Source organism: Curvibacter sp. AEP1-3, from assembly GCF_002163715.1.
GTDB lineage: Bacteria > Pseudomonadota > Gammaproteobacteria > Burkholderiales > Burkholderiaceae_C > Allorhodoferax.
This window is the reverse complement of the sequence record NZ_CP015698.1, coordinates 345310-368372: the sequence shown is the minus strand read 5'-3', so window position 1 is coordinate 368372 and position 23063 is coordinate 345310. Positions and strand designations below refer to the sequence as shown.

General features: G+C 59.9%; 24 protein-coding genes and 1 tRNA gene. 17 read left to right on the top strand and 8 right to left on the bottom strand.

Features of this window, described 5'->3' with window-relative positions; translation table 11 throughout:
* Positions 1-27: 27 nt before the first annotated feature.
* Positions 28-519 (bottom strand): disulfide bond formation protein B, encoded by a 492-nt coding sequence (locus tag AEP_RS01675; RefSeq protein ID WP_087497134.1) that lies wholly within the window; start codon positions 517-519, stop codon positions 28-30.
* Between the two features lie 178 nt (positions 520-697).
* On the opposite strand from AEP_RS01675, the gene AEP_RS01670 reads away from it, so the two are divergent.
* Positions 698-970, top strand: coding sequence for an oxidative damage protection protein (locus tag AEP_RS01670; protein WP_087493783.1), 273 nt, complete (start codon positions 698-700; stop codon positions 968-970).
* 130 nt (positions 971-1100) lie between these two features.
* A complete protein-coding gene (locus AEP_RS01665; RefSeq protein ID WP_198301881.1) occupies positions 1101-2741 on the top strand; it encodes an FAD-dependent oxidoreductase in 1641 nt (546 codons plus the stop codon).
* Between the two features lie 16 nt (positions 2742-2757).
* Here AEP_RS01665 and AEP_RS01660 read toward each other — a convergent pair whose 3' ends face one another.
* The 7 genes from AEP_RS01660 to AEP_RS01630 form a co-directional block, all read right to left on the bottom strand.
* Positions 2758-3498: a hypothetical protein gene (locus AEP_RS01660; protein WP_087493781.1), complete on the bottom strand. Its 741-nt coding sequence runs from the start codon at positions 3496-3498 to the stop codon at positions 2758-2760.
* Between the two features lie 24 nt (positions 3499-3522).
* Positions 3523-4491, bottom strand: a complete 969-nt coding sequence (locus tag AEP_RS01655; protein ID WP_087493780.1) for an ABC transporter permease — start codon at positions 4489-4491, stop codon at positions 3523-3525.
* Positions 4484-5611 (bottom strand): ABC transporter permease, encoded by a 1128-nt coding sequence (locus AEP_RS01650; RefSeq protein ID WP_087493779.1) that lies wholly within the window; start codon positions 5609-5611, stop codon positions 4484-4486. The genes AEP_RS01655 and AEP_RS01650 overlap by 8 nt, the downstream gene beginning before the upstream one ends.
* Complete coding sequence (locus tag AEP_RS01645) at positions 5608-7110, bottom strand: ABC transporter ATP-binding protein (protein WP_232459902.1); 1503 nt, start codon at positions 7108-7110, stop codon at positions 5608-5610. The genes AEP_RS01650 and AEP_RS01645 overlap by 4 nt, the downstream gene beginning before the upstream one ends.
* Positions 7111-7290: 180 nt before the next feature.
* Positions 7291-8274, bottom strand: a complete 984-nt coding sequence (locus AEP_RS01640) for a BMP family lipoprotein (protein ID WP_087493777.1) — start codon at positions 8272-8274, stop codon at positions 7291-7293.
* A 210-nt stretch (positions 8275-8484) separates the two neighbouring features.
* Entirely contained in the window at positions 8485-9420 is a 936-nt protein-coding gene (locus AEP_RS01635) for a pseudouridine-5'-phosphate glycosidase (protein ID WP_087493776.1), read from the bottom strand.
* Positions 9417-10358 carry a carbohydrate kinase family protein gene (locus AEP_RS01630; RefSeq protein ID WP_087493775.1) on the bottom strand — a complete coding sequence of 314 codons (942 nt, stop codon included), beginning with the start codon at positions 10356-10358 and terminating at the stop codon, positions 9417-9419. Before AEP_RS01630 ends, AEP_RS01635 begins: the two co-directional genes overlap by 4 nt.
* An 82-nt stretch (positions 10359-10440) precedes the next feature.
* Here AEP_RS01630 and AEP_RS01625 point away from each other — a divergent pair, with 82 nt between their 5' ends.
* The 15 genes from AEP_RS01625 to AEP_RS01555 all read left to right on the top strand — a co-directional run bounded on the left by AEP_RS01625 (position 10441) and on the right by AEP_RS01555 (position 23048).
* The gene (locus tag AEP_RS01625) at positions 10441-11373 is read left to right on the top strand and encodes a ribokinase (RefSeq protein ID WP_087493774.1); all 933 of its coding nucleotides are present in this window, start codon (positions 10441-10443) and stop codon (positions 11371-11373) included.
* Between the two features lie 37 nt (positions 11374-11410).
* Entirely contained in the window at positions 11411-12409 is a 999-nt protein-coding gene (locus AEP_RS01620) for a nucleoside hydrolase (RefSeq protein ID WP_087493773.1), read from the top strand.
* A gap of 38 nt (positions 12410-12447) precedes the next feature.
* Positions 12448-13293 (top strand): 2OG-Fe(II) oxygenase family protein, encoded by an 846-nt coding sequence (locus tag AEP_RS01615; RefSeq protein WP_087493772.1) that lies wholly within the window; start codon positions 12448-12450, stop codon positions 13291-13293.
* Positions 13294-13395: 102 nt separating this feature from the next.
* Positions 13396-14187, top strand: a complete 792-nt coding sequence (locus tag AEP_RS01610) for a sulfite exporter TauE/SafE family protein (protein ID WP_087493771.1) — start codon at positions 13396-13398, stop codon at positions 14185-14187.
* A gap of 19 nt (positions 14188-14206) precedes the next feature.
* Positions 14207-16024 (top strand): nitrite/sulfite reductase, encoded by a 1818-nt coding sequence (locus tag AEP_RS01605; protein ID WP_087493770.1) that lies wholly within the window; start codon positions 14207-14209, stop codon positions 16022-16024.
* Positions 16025-16054: 30 nt separating this feature from the next.
* A complete protein-coding gene (locus AEP_RS01600) occupies positions 16055-16444 on the top strand; it encodes a DUF934 domain-containing protein (RefSeq protein WP_087493769.1) in 390 nt (129 codons plus the stop codon).
* Positions 16441-17241: a phosphoadenylyl-sulfate reductase gene (locus tag AEP_RS01595; protein ID WP_442873348.1), complete on the top strand. Its 801-nt coding sequence runs from the start codon at positions 16441-16443 to the stop codon at positions 17239-17241. The genes AEP_RS01600 and AEP_RS01595 overlap by 4 nt, the downstream gene beginning before the upstream one ends.
* Complete coding sequence (cysD, locus tag AEP_RS01590; RefSeq protein ID WP_087493768.1) at positions 17238-18170, top strand: sulfate adenylyltransferase subunit CysD; 933 nt, start codon at positions 17238-17240, stop codon at positions 18168-18170. Before AEP_RS01595 ends, cysD begins: the two co-directional genes overlap by 4 nt.
* Positions 18171-18299: 129 nt before the next feature.
* Positions 18300-19676, top strand: coding sequence for a sulfate adenylyltransferase subunit 1 (locus tag AEP_RS01585; protein WP_087493767.1), 1377 nt, complete (start codon positions 18300-18302; stop codon positions 19674-19676).
* A 108-nt stretch (positions 19677-19784) separates the two neighbouring features.
* Positions 19785-20114: a ferredoxin FdxA gene (gene fdxA / locus AEP_RS01580; protein WP_087493766.1), complete on the top strand. Its 330-nt coding sequence runs from the start codon at positions 19785-19787 to the stop codon at positions 20112-20114.
* 13 nt (positions 20115-20127) lie between these two features.
* The gene (locus AEP_RS01575) at positions 20128-21201 is read left to right on the top strand and encodes an NAD(P)/FAD-dependent oxidoreductase (RefSeq protein ID WP_087493765.1); all 1074 of its coding nucleotides are present in this window, start codon (positions 20128-20130) and stop codon (positions 21199-21201) included.
* Between the two features lie 68 nt (positions 21202-21269).
* A tRNA-Asn gene (locus AEP_RS01570) sits at positions 21270-21345 on the top strand.
* Positions 21346-21423: 78 nt separating this feature from the next.
* Positions 21424-21699, top strand: a complete 276-nt coding sequence (locus AEP_RS01565) for a DnaJ domain-containing protein (protein WP_087493764.1) — start codon at positions 21424-21426, stop codon at positions 21697-21699.
* A gap of 13 nt (positions 21700-21712) precedes the next feature.
* Positions 21713-22267 (top strand): hypothetical protein, encoded by a 555-nt coding sequence (locus AEP_RS01560; protein WP_087493763.1) that lies wholly within the window; start codon positions 21713-21715, stop codon positions 22265-22267.
* 31 nt (positions 22268-22298) lie between these two features.
* Entirely contained in the window at positions 22299-23048 is a 750-nt protein-coding gene (locus tag AEP_RS01555) for a hypothetical protein (RefSeq protein WP_087493762.1), read from the top strand.
* The last annotated feature ends 15 nt before the right edge of the window (positions 23049-23063 follow it).

Genomic DNA, 23063 nt, shown 5'->3' with positions numbered 1-23063 from the left:
GGCCGCCAACGCGGCCGGATTCCCGAATCAGCGCTTGCGGGCGCTGCGCCAGACCATCAGGCTGCCGAACACGGCAAAGGCGCTAAAGCACACGAAGGACCAGTTGGCGATCGTGCCACCCAGGAAGGTCCAATCCACCTTGCTGCAGTCGCCCCCACCCCGGAAGATCATGGGCAATGCGCGCTTGAGAGGGAAGGTCTCGATCATGCCGTAGAGGTCGCGCCCGCAGGACACCACCTCGGGTGGGTACCATTGCAGCCAACTCTGGCGAGCCGCCACATAGGCACCAGCCACGGCGAGTACAACCATGAGAGCCCCACCTGTGACATGCAAGCCTTTTCGACTGCTAGCGCTCGTCAGCGCTGCGCAAACAGCTACCAAAATGAGAGCATATCGCTGCACGATGCACATGGGACAGGGCTCCAGGCCGACCACATGTTGCAGATACAGACCAAACACCAGCATGGCCACACAGGCCAGTGCCACCATTCCGAACGCGCGGCGGGGCGCGTTGTCCATCCAGCTGTAAACCAAATTCAAAATTGTGTCCTTGTGGGTTGAGCCCAGCCCGCGGTGGGCGCTGGCTTTGTGCATTTTGGTGCCATCTTAGGCGCTGAAGTTCCCGCAATTGCCGTGGGTGAGTCCAAAGCGAATAAGATTCGGCCTTTCGTTTTCACACCATCGATGAGGTTTCCACATGGCACGCACCGTTAACTGTATCAAGCTGGGCAAAGAGGCTGAAGGCCTGGATTTTGCGCCCTACCCCGGTGAGCTGGGCAAACGCATCTGGGAAAGCGTGAGCAAAGAAGCCTGGGCGGCCTGGCTGAAGCACCAGACCATGCTGGTCAATGAAAACCGTCTGAACCTGGCCGACGCCCGCGCCCGCCAGTACCTCGCACGCCAGATGGAAAACCACTTCTTTGGCGACGGTGCCGACGCTGCACAAGGCTACGTTCCCCCCAGCGCCTGACAGGCAGCCCGCGGTGCAGATGCACGCCCCAGCGTCTGCGCTGCTTCAAACCAGTGGCTTGCCCGCCGCTTGGGCCGAGCGAAGGGCCTGGTCGGTTCTGGACACCGCTTTCGGGGCCGGAGATCGCTTCATGGCCACCTGGCTGGCTTGGCAGGCGGATCCGCAGCGGCCGACCATGCTGCACTACGTGGGTCACATCAGCCTTGAGGACTACGAGCAATATTTCTCGAAGCCCTCTCTCAGTACATCCGATCAATATCAGGCGCTTCACAAAGCGGCATCAGACCGGGCGCGGGGCATTCACCGGCTGCTCCTTGAAAAAGGTCAGATCTCACTGACTCTGTGCATCGGCGATAGCAAAGCCTTCTTTGCAGACCACCACCTGTTTGCCGACACCCTTTGGGTGGATGCCCTCCCTCTGGATTGGGACAAATGGACCGCCAAGGCACTGGCACGTCTCTGTCGCCGTGGCGCGACTCTGATCGCCCACGTTCCCGAGGGGCCGAATGCGGCTTGGTTGCAAGAGGCGGGCTTTGTGCAGATCGCCGCAACACCCACATCGAACGCTCTTCGGGCGACTTTTGACCCGCCTTGGAAACTGGGCGCCAAAGAACCGCCAGTCGCGAAGTTGCGTTCTTCGTCCACCTCGCACTGTTGCGTGGTCGGTGCCGGCATTTCCGGCGCCAGTGTGGCGTACGCCTTGGCACGCAGGGGTTGGCGAGTGACGGTACTGGACAAAGCGGCACATCCGGCAGGCGGTGCATCAGGCCTACCCGCAGGTTTGGTTGTGCCTCACATCTCGGCGGATGACAGTCCACGCTCGCGGTTGTCGCGGGTTGGTGCCCGCCTGATGCTTCAACACGCAGAAGAGCTGCTAAGTCACGGCGCGGACTGGGCCATGAGTGGAGTCTTGGAGCACCGGTTCAGCGAGGGGCCTGACCGGTCGCATACCCATGCAGGCTGGATCAAGCCCCGTGCTTTGGTAGGTGCGTGGCTCGCCCATCCATGCATCACGGTGCGATATGGCGCCGACGTTCATCATTTGGAACATCAAGATACTACTTGGTCGCTATTGGATGCAGCAGGCGACAAGCTTTTGGATGCGGACATGGTGGTGTTTGCCAATGCCTATGGTGCACGAGCCATGCTCAGCGCCTCTGAGATGGCACTCCACAGAGCAGCGACCCTACCCCTCACACTGGGCGATCTGCAAGCCGTGCATGGCACCGCCAGCCTGGGAACGGTGCTGAAAGACGTAGCCCGTGCGTGGGGTACCCTGCCGCACAACGGCAATGGATGCTTTATCTCGATTCAGCAAAGGGGTGATACATCCTTTTGGCTGGCCGGCTCCAGCTTCGAGCCCGACGCAGAACCCACTGCCGCAACCATGGGCTTGCATCGAATCGCACCATTGTCGGAACAACATGCCAACAACCTGGCCCGGCTGCATGTGCTGTTGCCAGAAGTGGGCGAGACCTTGACTCCCCAGTTCCGCGGCGGGGGACCCGACAGCTGGTCGGGCACACGGTGTGTCACGCACGATCGCTTGCCGCTGGCCGGTCCCGTGGATGCGCAGGGGCGCAATGGTTTGTGGATGCAGGTGGGCATGGGGGCCCGTGGACTCACCTTCTCCGCATTGGGAGCGGAGCTGATCGCGGCCCGTATCTGTGGCGAGCCTTGGCCTGTCGAATCAAGTTTGGCCCGCTCCATGGACTCTCAGCGTCGACGAAAACGCCGCGCTTTACGCGAAGTGGAAAGTGATAACACCTAGGGCTGAGCCCGAGGCCTCAGACCTTCTGAAACGCAGTGAGAACCTGCTGGGGATTGAAAGGCACTTCCAACAAGGCCGAACACCCCATGCTCTCTGATAACCGCACCGACTTCCAATCAGGGCGAGGCATCACCCCGATGACATTCGGCAACGGCTCGGAGAGATCCTGAAAATATTTTGCATATCGCCAAGGGTCTTGGGTGACCGGATCCACGTACACAATGGCTAGGTCATAGCGGCGCTTGGACAGGCGGTCCGCGCAGTCCTCAAGGGATTTCACCTCGTCAACGACCAACAGGCCGGCCAAGGCCAAGCGTGTGCGCAAGTAATATGCCCCAACGAGCGGAATGCCTACAAACAAGGCACAACGGATACCCGGCGGTGTAGGGGCTTGCGGGGGCGGCGCCTCCGCAAAAATGTCTATGTCGACGTCCTGGGAGCTAGAGAACAATTCGTCCAGCATCTGCACCAGCGCCGCCCAGTCGACAGGTCGCTGCAACGCACGCCATGCGCCGAGCGGAACTGAATCGCCGACGGCAATCATTTTCAGGTGCGGGTTAAATCCCGGAGACACCAAGTCCAGACCGGCTTCATAGCTGTCCACATCAATCACCGCCACATTGGGTGACGCGGCGTCTTCCGGCTTCCAAAGCACGTAATTCGGCCCGTCGGCACGCGACACCCGGAAGATGGTGTTCAGCGAATGCCGCTCGGCATCGCTGAAACCCACCACTTTGACCCAGACTGTGATTGCCATGTCGAATCGAAACCCGCGAAGGCCTCAACGCTCCTTGGAGTAAGGACGGCCCAAGGCTTGGGGTGCCACGGCCTTGCCAATGAACCCTGCCAACAGAATCACTGTCAACAAATAGGGCAAGGCTTGAATCAGCTGCACAGGAACCTCTCCCAAGCCGCTGATCTGAACACCTTGCAGACGGATCGCGGCTGCATCAAGGAATCCGAACAACAAACATGCCCAGAACGCCCCGACCGGATGCCAGCGACCGAAAATCAGCGCCGCCAATGCCATGAATCCACGCCCTGCCGTCATATTGGCTGAGAAGTTGGCGCTTTGAGCCAACACGAGATAACTACCCGCAAGTCCGCAGAGCACACCGTTGATGGTTAATGCCGCATAACGAAGCCCGGTGACCGAGACTCCGGCTGCGTCCACCATTTGCGGGTTCTCGCCTACCGCACGCAGGCGCAAACCGAAGCGAGTGCGGAACAACACCCACCATGACACCGGCACCAGCGCCAGCGCCAGGTACACCAGTGCGTTATGGCTCAGCAAGCCCTCCCCCACTACGCGACCTATAAACGGAACTTGGGCAAGCGCCTCTTGCAAGCCCGGGAACAGGGCCTTGATGCGCACCTCGGTACTCACAGGCGGTGTCTGTCCACCTTGTGCAAACCAGGCAATTCCCAGTACGACGGTCATCCCGGCCGCGATGATGTTGATCGCCACGCCCGAGACCACCTGATCACCCTTGTGGCTGACGCAGGCCAACCCGTGCATCCAGGACAAAACGACAGCCACCATGACGCCCAGCAATAGAGCCAAGGTGGTGGACTGGTACGCTGCGCCGGCTGCACCGGCTGCGAATGCTGCGAACAGCATCTTGCCTTCCAAGCCAATGTCCACTACACCGGAGCGCTCAGAGAACATGCCAGCCAAAGCGCACAAGATCAGCGGCGTGGACACCCGCAGGGTAGAGGCCAACATGGCCGCAAACAATGCCTCATCCATGTTGCACCCCCGACTTCACGCCTATCACCGAGGTCTTGCCCAAAACCCAAGCCAGAACCGGTGCGATGACGTACACCATGGCGCCCGAGAACAACACAATAAAACCCTGCAACATGACCACCATCTCCCGGCTGAAACCCGGTACTTCGAACGCCACTTCCGCGCCACCCTGGAACAAGGCTCCGAAAAGCACGCTCGCAAAAATAATCCCCACCGGATGGTTACGCCCCATCAAGGCCACTGCGATGCCGGTAAAGCCTGCACCACTGACGAACTCCAACAGCAGCTTGCCGTTGACACCCGCAATCTCGTTCATACCCACCATACCTGCCAGCGCCCCGGAAATCGCCATGGCAATGACGATTTGGTGGCGTACGTTGATGCCGGCATACTCGGCAGCGCTTTGGCTGGAACCGACGGCCCGCAAACGGTAACCAGCGCGCGTACGCCAGAGGAACAGATAGACCGCCAGTGAGGCCAACAGAGCCAGAATCAGACTGGTGTTGAGAGGGGAAGCGTCCCACTCAATACCCAAAGCAGCGAGCGCATCCTGCATGCTGGGCAATTTGGCCGATGCAGCAAAGGCCGCCGTCTCCACCGCCATGGAACCGGCGGGGCGCAACACATTCACCAACAAGTAAACCAGCAAGCTGCTGGCGATAAAGTTGAACATGATGGTCGTGATCACCACATGACTGCCGCGATAGGCTTGCAGATAAGCGGGTACCGCAGCCCACGCCGCACCGAACAAGGCACCACTCACCAGCATCAAAGGCAACATGGCCCAAGCCGGAAGGCTGTTTGATAGCCACAGGGCAACCAAACCGGTGCCCAGGCCTCCCAGAATCGCCTGACCTTCACCGCCGATATTGAACAAGCCACCGTGGAAAGCCACGGCAACGGCGAGGCCGGTAAAGATAAAAGTAGTGGCGTAGTACAGGGTATAGCTGATACCCCGCTGGCTGCCGAAAGCGCCGTTGACCAGCACCGAGAGTACTTCCGCAGGATCCTGCCCCACCAAAGCGACCACGCCTGCCGCAGCCAACAAAGCCACGGCAAGACACACCGCAGGCAAGAGCACCAGATCCGCCCAACGCGGCAAGGTGTAATTGGCGTTCATTGCGGGCCTCCCGTCATCAAGAGGCCGATACCTGCCTCGGTGCAATCTTCAATGGCCAACTCACCCGTCACCCGACCTTGGTTCATCACAATCACTCTGTCTGAAAGCGCCAGGATTTCGTCCAGTTCGCTCGAAACCACCAGCACCGCGCAGCCGGCATCGCGCATGGCCCGCAGCTGGGAATATATGAATTCAATCGCACCGATGTCCACCCCACGCGTGGGTTGACCGACCAACAAGACTTTCGGCGCCTGCCCCAGTTCGCGCGCAAGCACCAGCTTCTGCTGATTGCCACCGGAGAATTTGCTGCTCTTGAGCTCAGGGTCACGTGGGCGCACATCAAAGCGCTCCATCAATGCCGCAGTGGCTTTGCGCATGCCGGCATGCGACATCCAGCCGCCGCTGGAGTACTCCGGCAGGCCATCGTAGCCCAGCACTGCAGATTCCCAGGCCACGAAGTCCATCACCATGGCACGCGCGTGGCGGTCTTCCGGCACATGGGCCAGGCCCAGCTCTCGTGCCTTTTGGGGATCCAGCCATCGGGGCGCCTCAAACTGGGCCGCACCCAGCACCAAACTGCCGGAATCTGGAGTCAGCAACCCGGACAGCACATCCAGTAACTCGCTCTGCCCATTGCCGGAAACCCCAGCCACACCGACAATTTCGCCGGCACGCAAGTCCAGGTTCAGACCATGAAGGCGCACGACCTGCAGAGCGTCTTTCACCACCACATTGCGCACGGACAGCAGCGTATCGCCAGCCTTGCGGGCTTCGCCCTCCAGCCGCCCCATGTGTACCTTACGGCCCACCATGGCTTCAGCCAGACTTTCCACCGAGGCCTGCGCGATCGGCAATTCCTGAACCACCCGCCCACCGCGCATGACGGTCACGTTGTCACACAAACCCATCACTTCCTTAAGTTTGTGGGTGATCAACAAAATGGTGGTTCCCTGGCTGCGGAGCACCCGCAACACCTTGAACAAATGCTCAGTTTCCTGCGGAGTCAACACCGCAGTGGGCTCATCCAGAATCAGAATTTTGGCGCCGCGGTACAAGGCCTTGAGAATCTCCAGTCGTTGCCGGTCACCCACTGGCAGGTCAGCAACCAGACTATCCAGCTGCACTTGCAAACCCGTGGCCTGCATCAAGGTATCCAGCTTGCTGCGCACCGAGGCATCCGCCTTTTGGAGCAGCCAATGAGGCTCGGCACCGAGCATGACGTTTTCCAAGGCCGTCAAAGTGTCCACGAGCATGAAGTGCTGGTGGACCATGCCGATTCCCTGCGCAATGGCGTCATCTGCATTGCGAATAATCACGCGCCGGCCTTGCACCTCAATCACGCCGCTATCGGCCTGATAAAAGCCGTACAAAATGGACATCAAGGTGCTCTTGCCCGCGCCGTTCTCGCCCACGATCCCGTGCACCGTACCGGCGGCTACACGCAAATCCACATCTGCATTGGCTGCAACTGCGCCGAAACGCTTGTTGATACCCTGCATATGTATCGCCGGTGGCGTCGATGCCGTTGGCGTTGTGCTCTCTACACTCAAATCCTGCTCCTCAAGAGGCTCTTGCATTGAAGCGAAAAGCCCACGGCACGTGCAAGCACCGCGGGCTTTGAAATCGAACCCGGACTGGCACCTGCGAGCATGACAGCTGCAGGCCCACAGTCCGTCGGATTACAGTTTGCAGGCGTTATCTGCCATGAAGTCTGCAACCTTGATCTTGCCGCTGATGATGTCAGCCTTGGCTGCTTCCACCTTCTTCTTCATTTCAGGCGTAATCAACTTGGCGTTGTTGGCATCCACAGCGTAGTCCACGCCGCCTTCTTTCAGACCCAACACAGTCATGCCAGCCTTGTGGCCCTTGGCAACGTTGTACACCGCGGTATCCACGCGCTTGAGCATGGAGGTCAACATGGTGCCGGGTTGCAGGTGGTTCTGGTTGCTGTCCACACCGATCGCCAGCTTGCCGCTGTCTTTGGCCGCTTGATACACACCAATACCGGTGCCGCCGGCAGCCGCGAAGACCACGTCCACACCTTGAGAGAATTGGGCTTTGGCCAATTCACCGCCGCGTGCGGGGTCGTTCCATGCTGCACCTGTGGTGCCGGTCATGTTGCCGACAACTTCAGCCTTGGGGTTGGCAAACAGGGCGCCCTGCTTGTAGCCGCACTCAAACTTGCGGATCAAGGGAATGTCCATGCCGCCGACGAAACCGACCTTGCCGGTCTTGCTGGCCATAGCAGCGATCGTACCCACCAGGAAGCTACCTTCTTGCTCCTTGAACACGACGGACTGCACGTTAGGCAGGTCTACAACCATGTCAATGATGGCGAATTGCAGCTTGGGGAATTCCTTGGCCACTTTTTCAATGCTGGAAGCCTGGCCGAAACCAATGCCGATGATGGGGCTGGCGCCACGCTCTGCCATGCGGCGGATGGCCTGCTCGCGCTGGGACTCGTTGGTGATTTCGAAAGACAGGTACTTCTTGCCTGTTTCCTTTTTCCACTTTTCGATACCGTTGTAAGCCGCTTCGTTGAAAGACTTGTCGAACTTGCCGCCCATGTCGAACACAACGGCAGGGTCTGCCGCGATAGCCTGGAAACTGGCGGCCAAGGTAGCGGCCAACAGTGTCATGCGTACAGGAGATTTAACGTTCATAGCTTCTCTCAGTTCTCAATCAAGTTAAAAAATCAGTTTTACCAACCATTCAACGGCAGGAATGCCGTCTTTTCCACCCATTTGCCGCTTACCGCAGACAACGCCACACTGTAGTTCAAGAATCACAGCGGACTCCAGTGTCTGCATCAGGGCTTCTCCGTATATAACTTAATTGTTATACACCCCTTAACCGGTTTCCATGCAGGCGGTTTACAAAGTTCTGCGCTCCGCCTCCAACAACGATGTCCCGATCGCGCTCGCCAATCGGGCATTGTTGAGCACCAACTGGATGTTGGACGCCAGACTGTCCCCGCCGGTCAACTCGCAAACCCGTGCCAACAAAAACGGAGTGGACTCTTTGCCACCCACGCCTTGTGCCTTGGCTTCCGCAAGCGCCTGCTCAATAGCTGCGTCAATCGCATCCCGCGGCATGGCAAATTCAGGAGGGATGGGATTTGCAATTACCATGCCACCGTCCAGACCCATACTCCACTTGGCGTGCAGTACTTGAGCAATTGCGGAGGGAGTGTCCAGGCGGTAATCCACTTGGAACGCGCTATCGCGTGTGAAAAAGGCCGGCAGTGAAGAGGTCTGGTAGCCCACCACGGGTACGCCGTGCGTTTCCAGGTATTCCAGCGTCAAGCGCAAATCCAGGATGGACTTGGCGCCGGCACATACCACGGCGACCGGCGTGCGAGCCAGTTCCTGCAAGTCTGCAGACACGTCAAAACTTTCTTGAGCGCCACGGTGTACACCGCCGATGCCACCTGTGGCGAACACGCGAATGCCGGCCATCGCCGCGATGATCATGGTGGATGCCACAGTGGTCGCTCCCGTGGCGCCGGCAGCCACAATAAAGGGCACATCACGGCGGCTTACCTTCACCACCTCGCGCCCGCTACGGCCCAGTTGCTCGATATCTGCTTCAGACAGGCCTGCTTTAAGCCGGCCATTCACGATGGCGATGGTCGCAGGAACCGCGCCATGCGCACGAACCTCGGCCTCCACCATCAATGCGGTCTTTACGTTTTGCGGATAAGGCATGCCGTGGGAAATGATCGTCGACTCCAAGGCCACCACGGGAATCCCGTGGTCCAAGGCGTGGCGCACTTCGGGTGCGATGTCTAAATAGGGGTTCAATGTCATGCTGGTAGGCCCATTTGCTGCCGCACGGCGGCATGTGTCAATTCCGGAGAGTTGGCGAATGTACTTGAAAGTGTGAGCTCTGCGCAGGCCACACCGTAATCCACGGCATCTTTCATAGGTGAACCACGCACCAGGGAAGCCACTAACCCGGATAACAATGCGTCCCCTGCTCCCGTACTGCTGACCACCGGAACGCTACGGGACGGCCGGAATACAGGCCCCTCCCCACGCTGCCCCCACGCTGATCCGGATGCACCAAAACTGATAAGTACCCGCTTAACGCCCGAATCAAGGAAATGCTGAACCGCCGCAATGCATTGCTCAAGGGTACCCACAGGAAGACCGCTCAAAGCTGCAGCTTCCAAGTGGTTGAGCTTGAGCAAATGGATGGATGACAGCGCCTCGGCAATGCGCCTGCACTTGGCCACCGATACCCCATCCACAGCCACCTTTCGGCCAAGACTCAGAAGGTGAGCGATCGTCGCCTCAGGCAAATTGCAATCGAGAAGCAGCCATGCACCTGAGTTTTTCAGCGCAGGTGCAAGGGCGCACGCTGATGGTGTCAGGCTTTCCAGAATGCCCATGTCATTCACGGCCATGGCCACCTCGCCGTCAGGTTGGTGCATGGCCAGGTAGGTTGCAGTGCGTCGGCCTGGCACGGTTACTACGGATGAAACACCTACTCCCGCCGCGGCGGTGCTGGCGAGCAGTTGTTTGCCAAACGCGTCATCACCGACTACTGATACCAAGTCGACGGAAACACCCAAGCGCGCGAGGTTTTCGGCAATGTTGCGGCCAACGCCCCCCGGTGAGTAATGAATGGCGCCAGGCGTTGAGTCACCCGCACGCATGACGCTGCCCGCTTTGGCACTGATATCCATGTTGGCGCCCCCGACAACGGTGACGGGGCAAAGAACATCAGGCGCAACAGAAGTCATTAGGGTCTATATCAAAGAACTTATCCGGGGCTTGCAAATTCGGCGTCAAAATAGACGGTTTCGCAATCAGAGAGTGCTGTTGATGATACTTGTGGCTGGCTCTGCCAATCTGGACTTTGTGGTCCGCGCCCATCACATTCCCGCCCCGGGCGAAACCGTACTCGGGCGCGATTTCCAAACCTTCCCCGGAGGCAAAGGCGCCAACCAGGCAGTGGCCAGTGCCCGGGCGGGCGGAGCCGTCACCCACATGCTGCTCGGCTTGGGTCAGGACGCGTTTGCGACCCCGCTTGAAAACTCCCTCCAATCGGCTGGCGTGCAGATGCACATCGTGCGTACACCCGATCAACCTACCGGGACCGCCTTTATCTGCGTCTCGGACGATGCGGAAAACGCCATTACGGTGGCTCCGGGCGCAAATGCCGAGTTGCGCCCGGAACATTTGCCATCTTTGGCGGGCTTCACACACCTTTTGCTCCAACTCGAAACCCCATTGGACACGGTCACGTCATACGCCCGTGCCGCGCGCGCCCAAGGAGTTCAGGTCGTTTTGAACGCAGCACCCGCCCGCGCTTTGCCATCAGAGCTGTTGGCCCAGGTAGATGTACTGGTAGTCAACGAAGGTGAACTGGCCGTGGTTTCGGGTCATGAAGGCAGCATTGCCGACTGCCTGGCCCGTGTGGCGGTGCCTACCGTGGTGGTCACTTTGGGGCACCGGGGAAGCTGCGCGCGCCACAACGGTGCGTTCGCGCTACAAAGCGCATTCCCCATTTCACCGGTGGACACTACGGGTGCCGGCGACACCTTCTGCGGCAGCCTGGTCGCCGCGCTCAGCCAGGGCCAGCCACTGGCCGACGCCCTTCGGTTTGCCAGCGCCGCCAGCGCCATAGCGTGCACCCGCTGGGGCGCACAGTCCAGCATTCCAGAAACCACGGAGGTCGAAGCCCTCTTGGCGTCTACGCCCTCGACCAGCGCAGAAGAGGCACTCGCATTGCGCGCCTTTTGCGGCCTGAACTGAAACCCCTCCATTTTTGCTTTTTGAAAAGAGTCACTCCATGAGCACCAATTCCTCTGCGCTCGCCGCACGCAAAGTCATCTATGACACCGACCCCGGTGTCGATGATGCAATGGCTCTCTATTACGCGCTGGCTCACCCCGGCATCGACGTCGTGGGCATCACCACCACCTTTGGCAACGTCACCGTGGAGCAAGCAGCTACCAACGGCCTGTACCTGACCGAGATTGCCGGTCGCAAAATTCCAGTGACCCTGGGCGTCAAAACCCCCTGGCTCAAAGCGCCCGGCACACCTCCTGACTTCATCCATGGTGGCGACGGCTTGGGCAACCTGCCCTCCCGCGTGGCGACCACCAGTGTGCTGGACCCCCGTCCGTCCGCGCAATTCATCGTGGACATGGCCCGCGCCCATCCCGGTGAAATCACACTGGTCGCTGTCGGCCCCTTGGGTAACCTCGCCACTGCGCTCAAGCTGGAGCCGAAGCTGCCCCAGCTGCTGCAAGAAGTCATCATCATGGGCGGCACCATCGTGGAGCCGGGCAACGTGTCCCCCGTGGCGGAAGCCAATATCTGGAACGACCCGCACTCCGCCGACTTTGTTTTCACCGCCGGCTGGAAGCTCACCATGGTGGGTTTGGATGTGACCCATCAGCTGATCGTGCCCTTGGCCCTGTTCAAAAAAGTGGCAGACCACCACAAGCACGTCGCTACCGACACTCTGCACCACGCAGTAAGCTTCTACGCGGACTTCTACAGCGGCATCTACCCGCATGTGGCCAAAATCCACGGCTGCTTCGGACACGACGTGCTGGCCTTTGTGGCGCTCACCAACCCCGAACTGTTTGAAATCCAGACCGGCCGCATCCGCGTGGCGACGGAAGGCCCCGCCAACGGCCAGACCATGATGCGCCGCAAGGACATCTTCTACCCCCAACCCGGTTGGGGCGACGAAGTGCCTGACACCCACGCCTGCTTGCAGCTCAAGGCCGATGAGGCTTTGCAGCTGATTGAATCCACCCTGATGTCCAACTGGCTGTAAACGCCTGCTCAACCGATCTGATTGCGCGAGAAACTGTCATGCACTTACCCGTCGTTGACTTCACCAGCCCCAACGCTCCTCAGGAGTTTTGCAAAAGCCTGCACGAGACCGGCTTCGGCGTCCTGAAGAACCACCCTTTGAGCCAGGAACTGGTAGAAAGCATCTATACCGAATGGCTGGGCTTTTTCAAAACCGAAGCCAAGGCGAAGTACCCCAATGACCCGGTCAAGCACGACGGCTACTTCTCGCCCAGCGTGTCAGAAACGGCCAAGAACTTCACCAAAAAGGATTTGAAAGAGTTCTTTCACATCTACCCTTGGGGCCGTTACCCTGCGGAGGTGAGCGACGCCGCCCGACGCTACTACACTGAAGGCGCTAGCCTTGCCGCCACACTGCTCAACTGGGTGGAAGAAAACTCACCAGTAGATGTGAAGGCACGGTATTCCATGCCCCTGCCTGCCATGATCGAAGGCAGCGACCACACCCTGCTACGCGTGCTGCACTACCCGCCCCTGCGTGGCGACGAAGAGCCCGGAGCAGTGCGCGCTGCAGCCCATGGGGACATCAACCTGTTGACCATCCTGCCGGCGGCTACCGAGCCCGGCCTGCAGGTCTTGGGCAAGGACCAAGCCTGGCACGATGTGCCTTGCGACTTTGGCCTGCTGATCGTTAACATCGGCGACATGCTGGCCGAAGCCTCCGGCGGCTACTACCCCAGCACCGTGCACCGGGTGCTCAACCCGACCGGCGAAGGAGCGACCAAGTCGCGCATTTCGCTGCCGCTGTTTTTGCACCCCCGGCGTGAAGTGGTGCTCTCCGAGCGCTACACCGTAGAAAAGTACTTCAACGAACGCATGGAAGAGCTGCGTGGCAAAAAGTACTGAGGCAAGGTACAACGACGTTTGCAGCTCTATATTCCCAGATCGCATACCCCTATAGCCAAAAAGTAGTTTTCAATCTAAGCCGGCCCGCCTACATTCGCCTCCATGCAAGATTTGGCGTTTGTATTGGCGGGCTTTTTTGTGGGCTCCATCGTGGGGCTCACCGGTGTGGGGGGCGGCTCGTTGATGACGCCCATCCTGATCTTCTTTTTCGGGGTCAAGCCCTACATGGCGGTCGGGACCGACCTGCTGTTTGCGGCATTTACCAAAATGGGCGGCACCATCAAGCTGGCGCGTTCCCGCCACATCGACTGGCCGGTGGTTTTGAACCTGTCCGCCGGCAGCATCCCCGCCGCGCTCATCACTCTGTATGTGTTGCACGAGCTGGGCGCCACCAGCAGCGCTGTCCAACACATCATGACCACCACCCTGGGTTTTGCGCTCCTGCTCACGGCGGCGGCCACCTTGTACAAGGCCATTCGTGGCAAAACCGGCCCCAAAACCATCGCCGCTGGCCATGAGGCCGCAGCCGCACGCCCCCGCCATTGGAGCCTGCCGCTGCTGTTTGGCGCACTCATAGGCACGCTGGTTACACTCACGTCCGTCGGTGCGGGAGCCATCGGCGTCACGGTGTTGATGCTGCTTTACCCCTTGCTGCCCCTACCGCGCATTGTGGCGGCGGACATTGCGTATGCGGTGCCCCTCACCCTGGTGGCTGGCATGGGCCACGCGTCCCTCGGTTCGGTGGACTGGCCCATGTTGGCCAAGCTGCTGGCAGGCTCGCTCCCCGGTATCTGGGTGGGTTCGCACCTGATGTTCAAAACGCCGGAGCGGGTGATCCGCTCCCTGTTGTCATTGCTGCTGGCCTATGCCGGTCTGAAACTCATCGCTCTCTGATTTTTGCTGCACAACGTCTATGTACCAATACACCGAATTTGACCGCCAGTTCATCCGCGCCCGCGCGGCCCAGCACCGCGACCAACTGGAGCGCAACCAGGCCGGCACGTTGAGCGATGACGAGTTCCGCCCCCTGCGTCTGCAAAACGGCTGGTACATCCAGCGCTATGCGCCCATGTTGCGCGTGGCCGTGCCTTATGGCGAGCTCTCCAGCGCCCAGTTGCGCGTGCTGGCACGCATAGCCCGCGAGTACGATCACCCCAGCAAAGAGGTGTTTGACAAGGCCATAGGCACCCAGGCCACTTGGGGCACTACCCACCTGCCCGTGGGCTATGGCCACTTCACCACCCGCCAGAACGTGCAGTTCAACTGGATTCCCCTGGCCAAAAGCGCTGATGTGATGGACCTGCTGGCCACCGTGAACATGCACGGCATCCAGACCAGTGGCAACTGCATCCGCAACATCACCAGCGACGAGCTGGCCGGTGTGGCGGTCGATGAGATTGCCGACCCCCGCCCGTTTGCCGAAATCATGCGCCAGTGGAGCACGCTGCACCCTGAATTCGCTTTCCTTCCCCGCAAGTTCAAGATTGCCATCACCGGCGCCACCAACGACCGCGCTGCGGTGCGTTGGCACGACGTGGGCCTGCACCTCATCAAGAACGACGCGGGCGAGCTGGGCTTCCGCGTGTTTGTGGGCGGCGGCATGGGTCGCACCCCGGTGATCAGCACCGAAATCCGCGCCTTCCTGCCCTGGAACCAGATCATGAATTACCTGGAAGCGGTGGTGCGCGTGTACAACCGCTGGGGCCGCCGCGACAACCTGTACAAGGCGCGCATCAAGATCCTGGTGAAGGCCGAAGGCCAGCGCTATATCGACGAGGTGGAAGCCGAGTACGAGCAAATCATCACGCGCGACGGAGCGCCCCACACCATCAGCCAGGCCGAGCTGGACCGCGTTACGGCATGTTTTGTGCCCCCAGCGCTCACCGAACGTGCGCCGGCAGCTATCAAAACGGTAGCAATTCCCGCCGAGCGCCAGAAAGACTACGACCGCTGGCTGCAGCAAAACGTGGCACCGCACAAGAACCCGGCTCTGCGTGCCGTCACCTTGTCTTACAAGCGTCTGGGCCAAGCCCCCGGCGATGCCGATGCCGACCAGCTCGACACCGCTGCCGCTTTGGCCGACGAGTTCTCCGCCGGTGAAGTGCGGGTGACGCACGACCAGAACCTGCTGCTGCCTTGGGTGCGCGCAGAAGACCTGCCCGCGTTGTGGGTGGCCGCCAGCCACGCCGGCCTGGCCCGCAGCAATGTGCGCCTGCTGACCGACATGATTGCGTGCCCCGGCGGCGATTTCTGCGCGCTGGCGAATGCCCGCTCCATCCCGATTGCCGCCCAGATCACCGAGCGCTACCAGGACATGGACGAGCTGCACGACCTGGGCGAGATCGACCTGCACATCAGCGGTTGCATCAACTCCTGCGGCCACCACCATAGCGGCCACATCGGCATTCTGGGCGTGGACAAAGACGGCAAGGAGTGGTACCAGGTGTCACTGGGCGGCTCCGACGGATCCGCATTGAGTGGCGATGCAGTCCCCGGCAAGGTCGTGGGCCCCTCCTTTGGCGCCCTCGAAGTGCCCGGTGTGATTGAGGCAGTACTTGACACCTTCCGCCAGCACCGCGTGGGCAGCGAGACTTTTATCGACTGCTTCAAGCGTGTAGGCATGGACCCCTTCAAGGCGGCTGCCAACAGTGCCCGCCTGGCCGACAAGCACGAAGACCTGCACGCCCTGCCCAAAAAAGATGGCTACGCCAAAGACGCTCAAGAAGCCTGAAGCTCCGGACGCCGAAAGAAAGACAACACTATGAAATTGATAGCTGCTTCCGCACACTCCACGGGCGCTGAGGGCCTAAGAGTCATCGAACTGGCAAACACCGAAGACCCCCGCGCGCTGGACCTCGCAGGCGTCGCCCGCATCGACCTGAACTTTCCCAAGTTCACCGACGGCCGCGCGTACAGCCAGGCCTTTTTGCTGCGCCGCCGCCTGGGCTTCACCGGCGAACTGCGCGCCACTGGCGACGTGCTGATCGACCAACTGGTGCAAATGGAACGCACCGGCTTTGACGTGGCCGTGCTGCGCGCTGACCAGAACATCGACTTCGCACAGCGCCAGTTCGACCGTTATCGCGGCTTCTACCAAGGCGACGCGGTGACCGTGAAGCCCCACTTTGCCCGTGAAGGCGAAGCGGTATGAGCGCGGAAACTTCCTCCTTAGGCAACCGTTTTGCGGTGCAAGTGCAGCCTGCAGGCAGCGCCATGGCCCGCAATGCCGAAGCCAGCGGCGAATACATCATCAAGCTGGCCGAAGCCCAAGGTGTGCTCGCCCAAGCCGCAGCCCAATACGCGGGTGTAGATGGTGATGCTGCTACCGTCACCCAAGCGTCCAGCTTGGGCGCTGAAGACGTAGTCATCAGCCATCTGATCAACAGCTTGAAGCTGGACATCGGCATTTTCGTGCTGGAAACCGGCGCCCTGCACCAAGAAACCCTGAACCTGCTGGAGCGCTTCAAGGCATCGAGCCGCGCTGCGGTTACGGTGTACCAGCCGGTGAATGAATCGGTGGTCAAGTTTGTGGACCGCGAAGGCAAAGACGCGATGTACAAGAGCATCGCCCTGCGCAAAGCCTGCTGCGGCATCCGCAAGATGGAACCGCTGGAGCGCGCGCTCAAAGGCAAAGACGCCTGGATTACCGGCCTGCGCCGCGAACAGTCCGGCGCCCGTGCCGATGTGCCCCTGGTGGACAGCTCTGAGCCCCGAATCAAGATCAACCCCCTGGCCAACTGGACTTGGGGCGATGTGTGGCACTACATCCAGACCCACAAGCTGGACTACAACCCCCTGCACGACCAGTTCTTCCCCAGCATCGGCTGCGAGCCTTGCACGCGCGCCATCAGCCTGGGTGAAGACTTCCGCTCCGGCCGCTGGTGGTGGGAAGACGAAGCCGCCAAAGAATGCGGCCTGCACGTGAAACATGAAGAAGCCAAAGCATGAACGCCATGACTGAACCCACCCATTTCGACCGCCTCTCCAACCAGCATCTGGATGCGCTGGAGGAAGAGACCATCTTCATCCTGCGTGAGGTGGCGGCTGCGTTTGAGCGCCCCGCCCTGCTGTTCTCGGGTGGTAAAGACTCGCTCGTCATGCTCAAGTGCGCGGAAAAGGCATTTGGCGTAGGCCGCATCCCCTACCCGCTGCTGATGATCGACACCGGTCACAACTTCCATGAAGTGACCGACTTCCGCGACTTCCGTGCCAAGGAACTGGGCGCCGAGCTCATCGTGCGCAGCGTGGAAGACTCCATGGCCCGCGGCACCGTGCGCCTGGCCCACCCCGGCGAGAGCCGCAATGTGCACCAGTCCGTCACGCTGCTGGAAGCCATCGACGAATTCCGCTTTGACGCTTTGATTGGCGGTGCCCGCCGCGACGAAGAAAAGGCCCGCGCCAAGGAACGCATCTTTTCGCACCGCGACAGCTTCGGCCAGTGGCAGCCCAAGGCCCAGCGCCCTGAGCTGTGGACACTGTTTAACACCCGCCTTCAGCCCGGTGAGCACTTCCGCGTGTTCCCCATCAGCAACTGGACGGAGCTGGACGTGTGGCAGTACATCGAGCGTGAAAAGATCGCCTTGCCAAGCCTGTACTACACGCACAAGCGAGACGTGGTCGAGCGCAAAGGCTTGCTGGTTCCCGTAACGGAGCTGACGCCACCCAAGGAAGGCGAAACCATCGAGAGCCGCGACGTGCGATTCCGCACTGTGGGTGACATCACCTGCACCTGCCCGGTGGAAAGTTTGGCCGCCACCGCTGCCGACATCGTGATCGAAACGCTGGCGGCTGACGTGAGCGAGCGTGGCGCCACCCGCATGGACGACAAGACTTCTGAGGCTTCCATGGAGAAGCGGAAGAAAGATGGTTACTTTTAAGCGCAACCCGGATTAGGCAGGCTGGGCACTCTGCTCCGTTCGTGTCCCCCGGCCTGCGGCCTCCTCCTTGACCTCACTGCGCAAAGCACCCAACCTACCTAATCCTAGCCATCACTGCTAACAAGCTTCATGACAACCGCTACAAATAATATAGCTGCTACCGCACATTCCACGGGCGCTAGCAGCACAAATGACACTTCATCCGCACTGCGCTTCATCACCTGCGGTAGCGTGGACGATGGCAAAAGCACCCTGATCGGCCGCCTGTTGGTCGACAGCAAGGCGGTGCTGCAAGACCAGTTGGCCAACGTTTCCAAAAGCGGCGAGGCCGATCTGGCCTTGTTCACCGACGGTTTAAGCGCTGAGCGCGAGCAAGGCATCACCATCGATGTGGCCTACCGCTACTTCGCCACGCCCACCCGCAAATTCATCATTGGTGACGCCCCCGGCCACGAGCAGTACACCCGCAACATGGTCACTGCCGCCAGCAGCGCCCACGCCGCCGTGGTGCTGGTAGACGCCACCAAGCTCAAGTGGAATGTAGACGGCTTGGTGGACCTGCTGCCGCAGACCCGCCGCCACAGCCTGCTGGTCAACCTGTTGCGCGTGCCCGGCATCATCTTTGCCGTCAACAAGCTCGACGCTTTGGGCAATGACGCCACCGCCGCGTTTGCCAAAATCAGCGAAGCGCTGCAGGCCTTTGCAAAGCAAGCCGGCATTGCCGTGACGGCCACCATCCCCATGTCCGCCCTCAAGGGCCACAACGTGGTGGAAGCAACGCCCGGCTGGTGCGGCTACACAGGCCCTAGCCTGTTGGCCTTGCTGGAAACACTGCCGGTCACCGCCGCAGAGACCGATGTGCCCTTCGCCTTCCCGGTGCAGTGGGTGGAGAAGTTCCACAACTCTGCCGACACCACCCAAGGCCGCCGCGTATTCTGGGGCCGTGTGGCCACTGGCACCGTACAGGTGGGCGACACCATCAGCATCCACCCCAGCGGCCAAGCCGCCGTGGTGGCGCAAGTGGTGAACCACGCCCGCGTGCCTGGCAGCGTCACTGCAGGCCATGGCGCTGGCATCACGCTGGACCGCGAAGTGGATGTGTCCCGTGGCGACTGGCTGTTGGCACAGGTCACACCCGCCGCAGACCCGGACGACGAATTTGCCGACACGCCCAAGCCCCGTGCTTTTGCCGAAGCCACCCGTGAAATCAAGGCCACTGTGGCCTGGATGGACGATGAGCCTCTGGTTGCGGGCCGCGTGTACCTGGCGCTGCATGGCCACCGCTGGATCAAAGCCAAGGTCAAGCGCATAGCCCACAGCCTGGACATCAACACCTTGGAAGAGCACGATGCCACTGAGATTGCGCCCAACGCGATTGGCCACATCGAGCTCGCGCTGCAAGAGGCAATTACCGCCGTTCCATATGTGCAAAGCCGGGTATTGGGCTCGCTTATTCTGGTGGACACCGCCTCGCACAAGACCTCCGGCGCCCTGCTGCTGAGTTGACACAACGCAAAGGAGATGCCCCTGTGACAAGGGGCGTCTGCAAAACCCAATAAAATCAAGGGCTTGGCATTTCAGTGCCCGCCCTCTTATTTACTGCTCTCAAACAACATGACACACATCGTCACCGAAGCCTGTATCAAGTGCAAATACACCGACTGCGTGGACGTTTGCCCCGTGGATTGCTTCCGCGAAGGCCCCAACTTTCTGACGATCGACCCGGATGAGTGCATCGACTGTGCCGTCTGCATTCCCGAGTGCCCAGCGAACGCGATTTACGCCGAAGAAGACGCACCCAAAGACCAGCAGCACATGATCGCGCTGAACGCAGAGCTCGCCCGCCTCCCCGGCTGGAAGAGCATCACCAAGCGCAAGGCGCCCCTGCCGGATGCCGACGACTGGAAAGACAAGACTGGCAAGCTGTCGCAGCTGATTCGCTAATCACAGAGTCGGCATGGCTGCTCCCGTGATTGAAGCCGATGCCGTCGTCATCGGAGCAGGTCCCGTAGGCCTGTTCCAAGTGTTCCAACTGGGCCTGCACGAAGTGCAGGCCCATGTCATTGATGCCTTACCTTATGCAGGCGGCCAATGCATGGAGCTCTATGCCGACAAGCCGATTTACGACATCCCCGGCACACCGGTCACCACCGGCCGCGGCCTCACGCAAAGTCTGCTCCAGCAGATAGCGCCTTTTCAGGCGCAGATGCATTTCTCCCAGTTAGTCGAATCCGTCACCCGCTTGGAAGATGGTCGCTTGCACCTCGTCACGGACACTGGCAACACTTTCGTTACCAAGACGCTTTTTGTCGCAGCCGGCGTGGGAGCCTTTGTGGCCCGCAAACCACCCGTTCCCGCGCTGGAAGCCTTTGAAGGCCGGCAGGTGCACTACCCCCATGACGCAGCGCTGCCGGATGGCACCATGGCAGATGCCCATGTTGTCGTACTGGGTGGCGATGAGTCTGCCGTCGTGGCGGCACTGGATGCTGCACAGCCATCGGAAAATGCCCGTGGCCCCGCTAGCGTGACCCTGATCCACCGTCGGGATGTATTCACTGGTGAGCCCGCGACCCTGCAATTGTTGGAAGCTGCTCGCGCTGCAGGAAAGATTCAGGTGCTGGCAGCGCAAGTTACGGGCTGTGAGGCGGAGGGCGATAGGCTTCACGCTCTGCAAGTGTTGACTGCCGAAGGCAAAGAGACCCCGGTACCTGCCGACCATGTGATCGTGCGCTTGGGCGTGTCACCGAAGATGGGCCCGATTGCCGACTGGGGCTGGACCTTGGAACGCAAGCAGGTTCCCGTCAACACCGAGAACTTTCAAAGCGAGCTCCCCGGAATTTTTGCAGTCGGGGATATAAATTTTTATCCCGGAAAGCGGAAATTGATTTTGAGTGGCTTTCATGAGGCTACACTAGCGGCCTTCGGCGCGATGGCCTTTATCTCTCCAGAGAAAAAAGTCCTCTTGCAGTACACCACCACGAGCCCGCGTTTGCATCAGCTCCTAGGTGTTGGAACCCAAGAAAAAAGTTAGCGTCAGATTCAAAAATTTAGCGTGTTTCCAAAATCACCGAAAAAACACGCTATAATTTGAGGCTTCATTCCTCAATAGCTCAGTCGGTAGAGCGCCGGACTGTTAATCCGTAGGTCCCTGGTTCGAGCCCAGGTTGAGGAGCCAAAACAACCCGCAAGGGTATTTAAAAACCCCGCTGCGAATGCAGTGGGGTTTTTTCTTTTACGGCAGGATAGTTGCTGCATGAAAGACCATTACTCCAGTCTCGGATTGAACAGCGCGGCCACCTTGGCTGATGTCAAAAAAGCCTTCCGTCAAAAGGCTGCGCAATTTCACCCGGACCGCAATCCCGACCCGAACGCTGCGCTGTACTTCCGCGAAGTGCAGGAAGCCTACGATGTGCTGTCGGACACGGACAAGCGCCAGGCCTATGACGACAATCGCAGGCGTGGCCTGCTCGATAGTCCGATCGATACCGCCCGCGACATCTGGTCCACTTATTTCTCCCGCATTCTTTGAATTGGCAACCCCGATGAGCCTCTCTCCTTTCTTTCACCATCTGCGCAGCGCCTACCAAGCCGAGCTGGACGATCTGGCCTCAGATTCCGAGGGCACCAACGTTCTTGCTAAGAAACTGGCGGAACGTCGCAAAGAGCTCAGCTTCCTGATGAGCATGCTGGAACTGAGCCCTGAAATGGTGGCCGTGGTGTTCCACCAGGGCTTCCGCTTCAAGCGCACCGCCGTGATGGAAGACTTGGTGCGCCAGGAGTCTGAGGACTTGCCTGAATGGGACACCTTGGCCGATTCCGTGGACTTGATGCCCTGGGCTCAAAACCTCGCGCAACAAGTCTTACAACAGCCCGCAGGCCCTTGGTTCATGAGCGTAGCCGCAGCCTTGGAGTATTTGCTGACCAAGCCGGACGCCCGATTCGCCCAGGCTGATGATGCGGACGACGACGAAGAGAGCGACCGTGACGACATCGAACGCGACCCTGAGGGCATGGACGAAGACGAGCGCCAGAGCCGCGTGAGCGAGGAAGAAGGCGCCGCCTGGATGGTTGAGCAAGGCTTCGACCACAAAGACTGATCACACACCTGTCACCCGGAGAGAACACCCCATGAGCCAACTAGCCCTGATTGAAAAAACCCAGGCACTGATTGCTGCAGGCGATATCGTCGGTGCGGAATCGGTGTTAACCGAACTGGCCGACGCCGAGGGGGATGGTGCCTTGATGGTTGTCTTGGAGCAATTGCCGCCCAAAGACATTTTGGCTGTGATCCGCGAATACGACGACTCCAGGGAATCCATCGTCAATCTGTTGATCACTCCACAGCAGTTCGCCCATGCGGTAGTGATTGAAAAGCAATACAAAGACCTGACCCGCACCCACCTGCGCGGCATGATGAATTCGGTCATCTTCCGGGAAGACGCGGATCCCATTGAGTTCTTGACCGCCATTGGCGATCTGGAAGGCGGAAGCGAGGCACTGGCCGACTACTTCACTGAAAAGTGGAGCCGGGTAGAAGCCTTTGCCCGTAGCGGCACCTTCGAAACAGTAGAAGACGACGGCGAAATCTTGTCGGAGCAAGCCCTGTACCAATCTGCCTATGTACGCCCCAAGGTGGATCTGGACGAAGTGGCCGACCAGGACTGGATGCAGATGGCGTGGTTGCTGCGCCATGAACTACCCGACTTGTTCATCGAAATGCTGATCGTGCTGCGCGCCAAAGCCCGGGCATTTGATCTCGGCTTGGACGAGGAGGAAATGCCCGAAGAGGAAGACGACGGCAAAGTCGAAACTGGCGATACCGACCGCGGCAAGGCCACACCTGCCGCCCGGGAAGACGACGAAGAATCAGCCATCTAACCTAAAGTTTCCCGC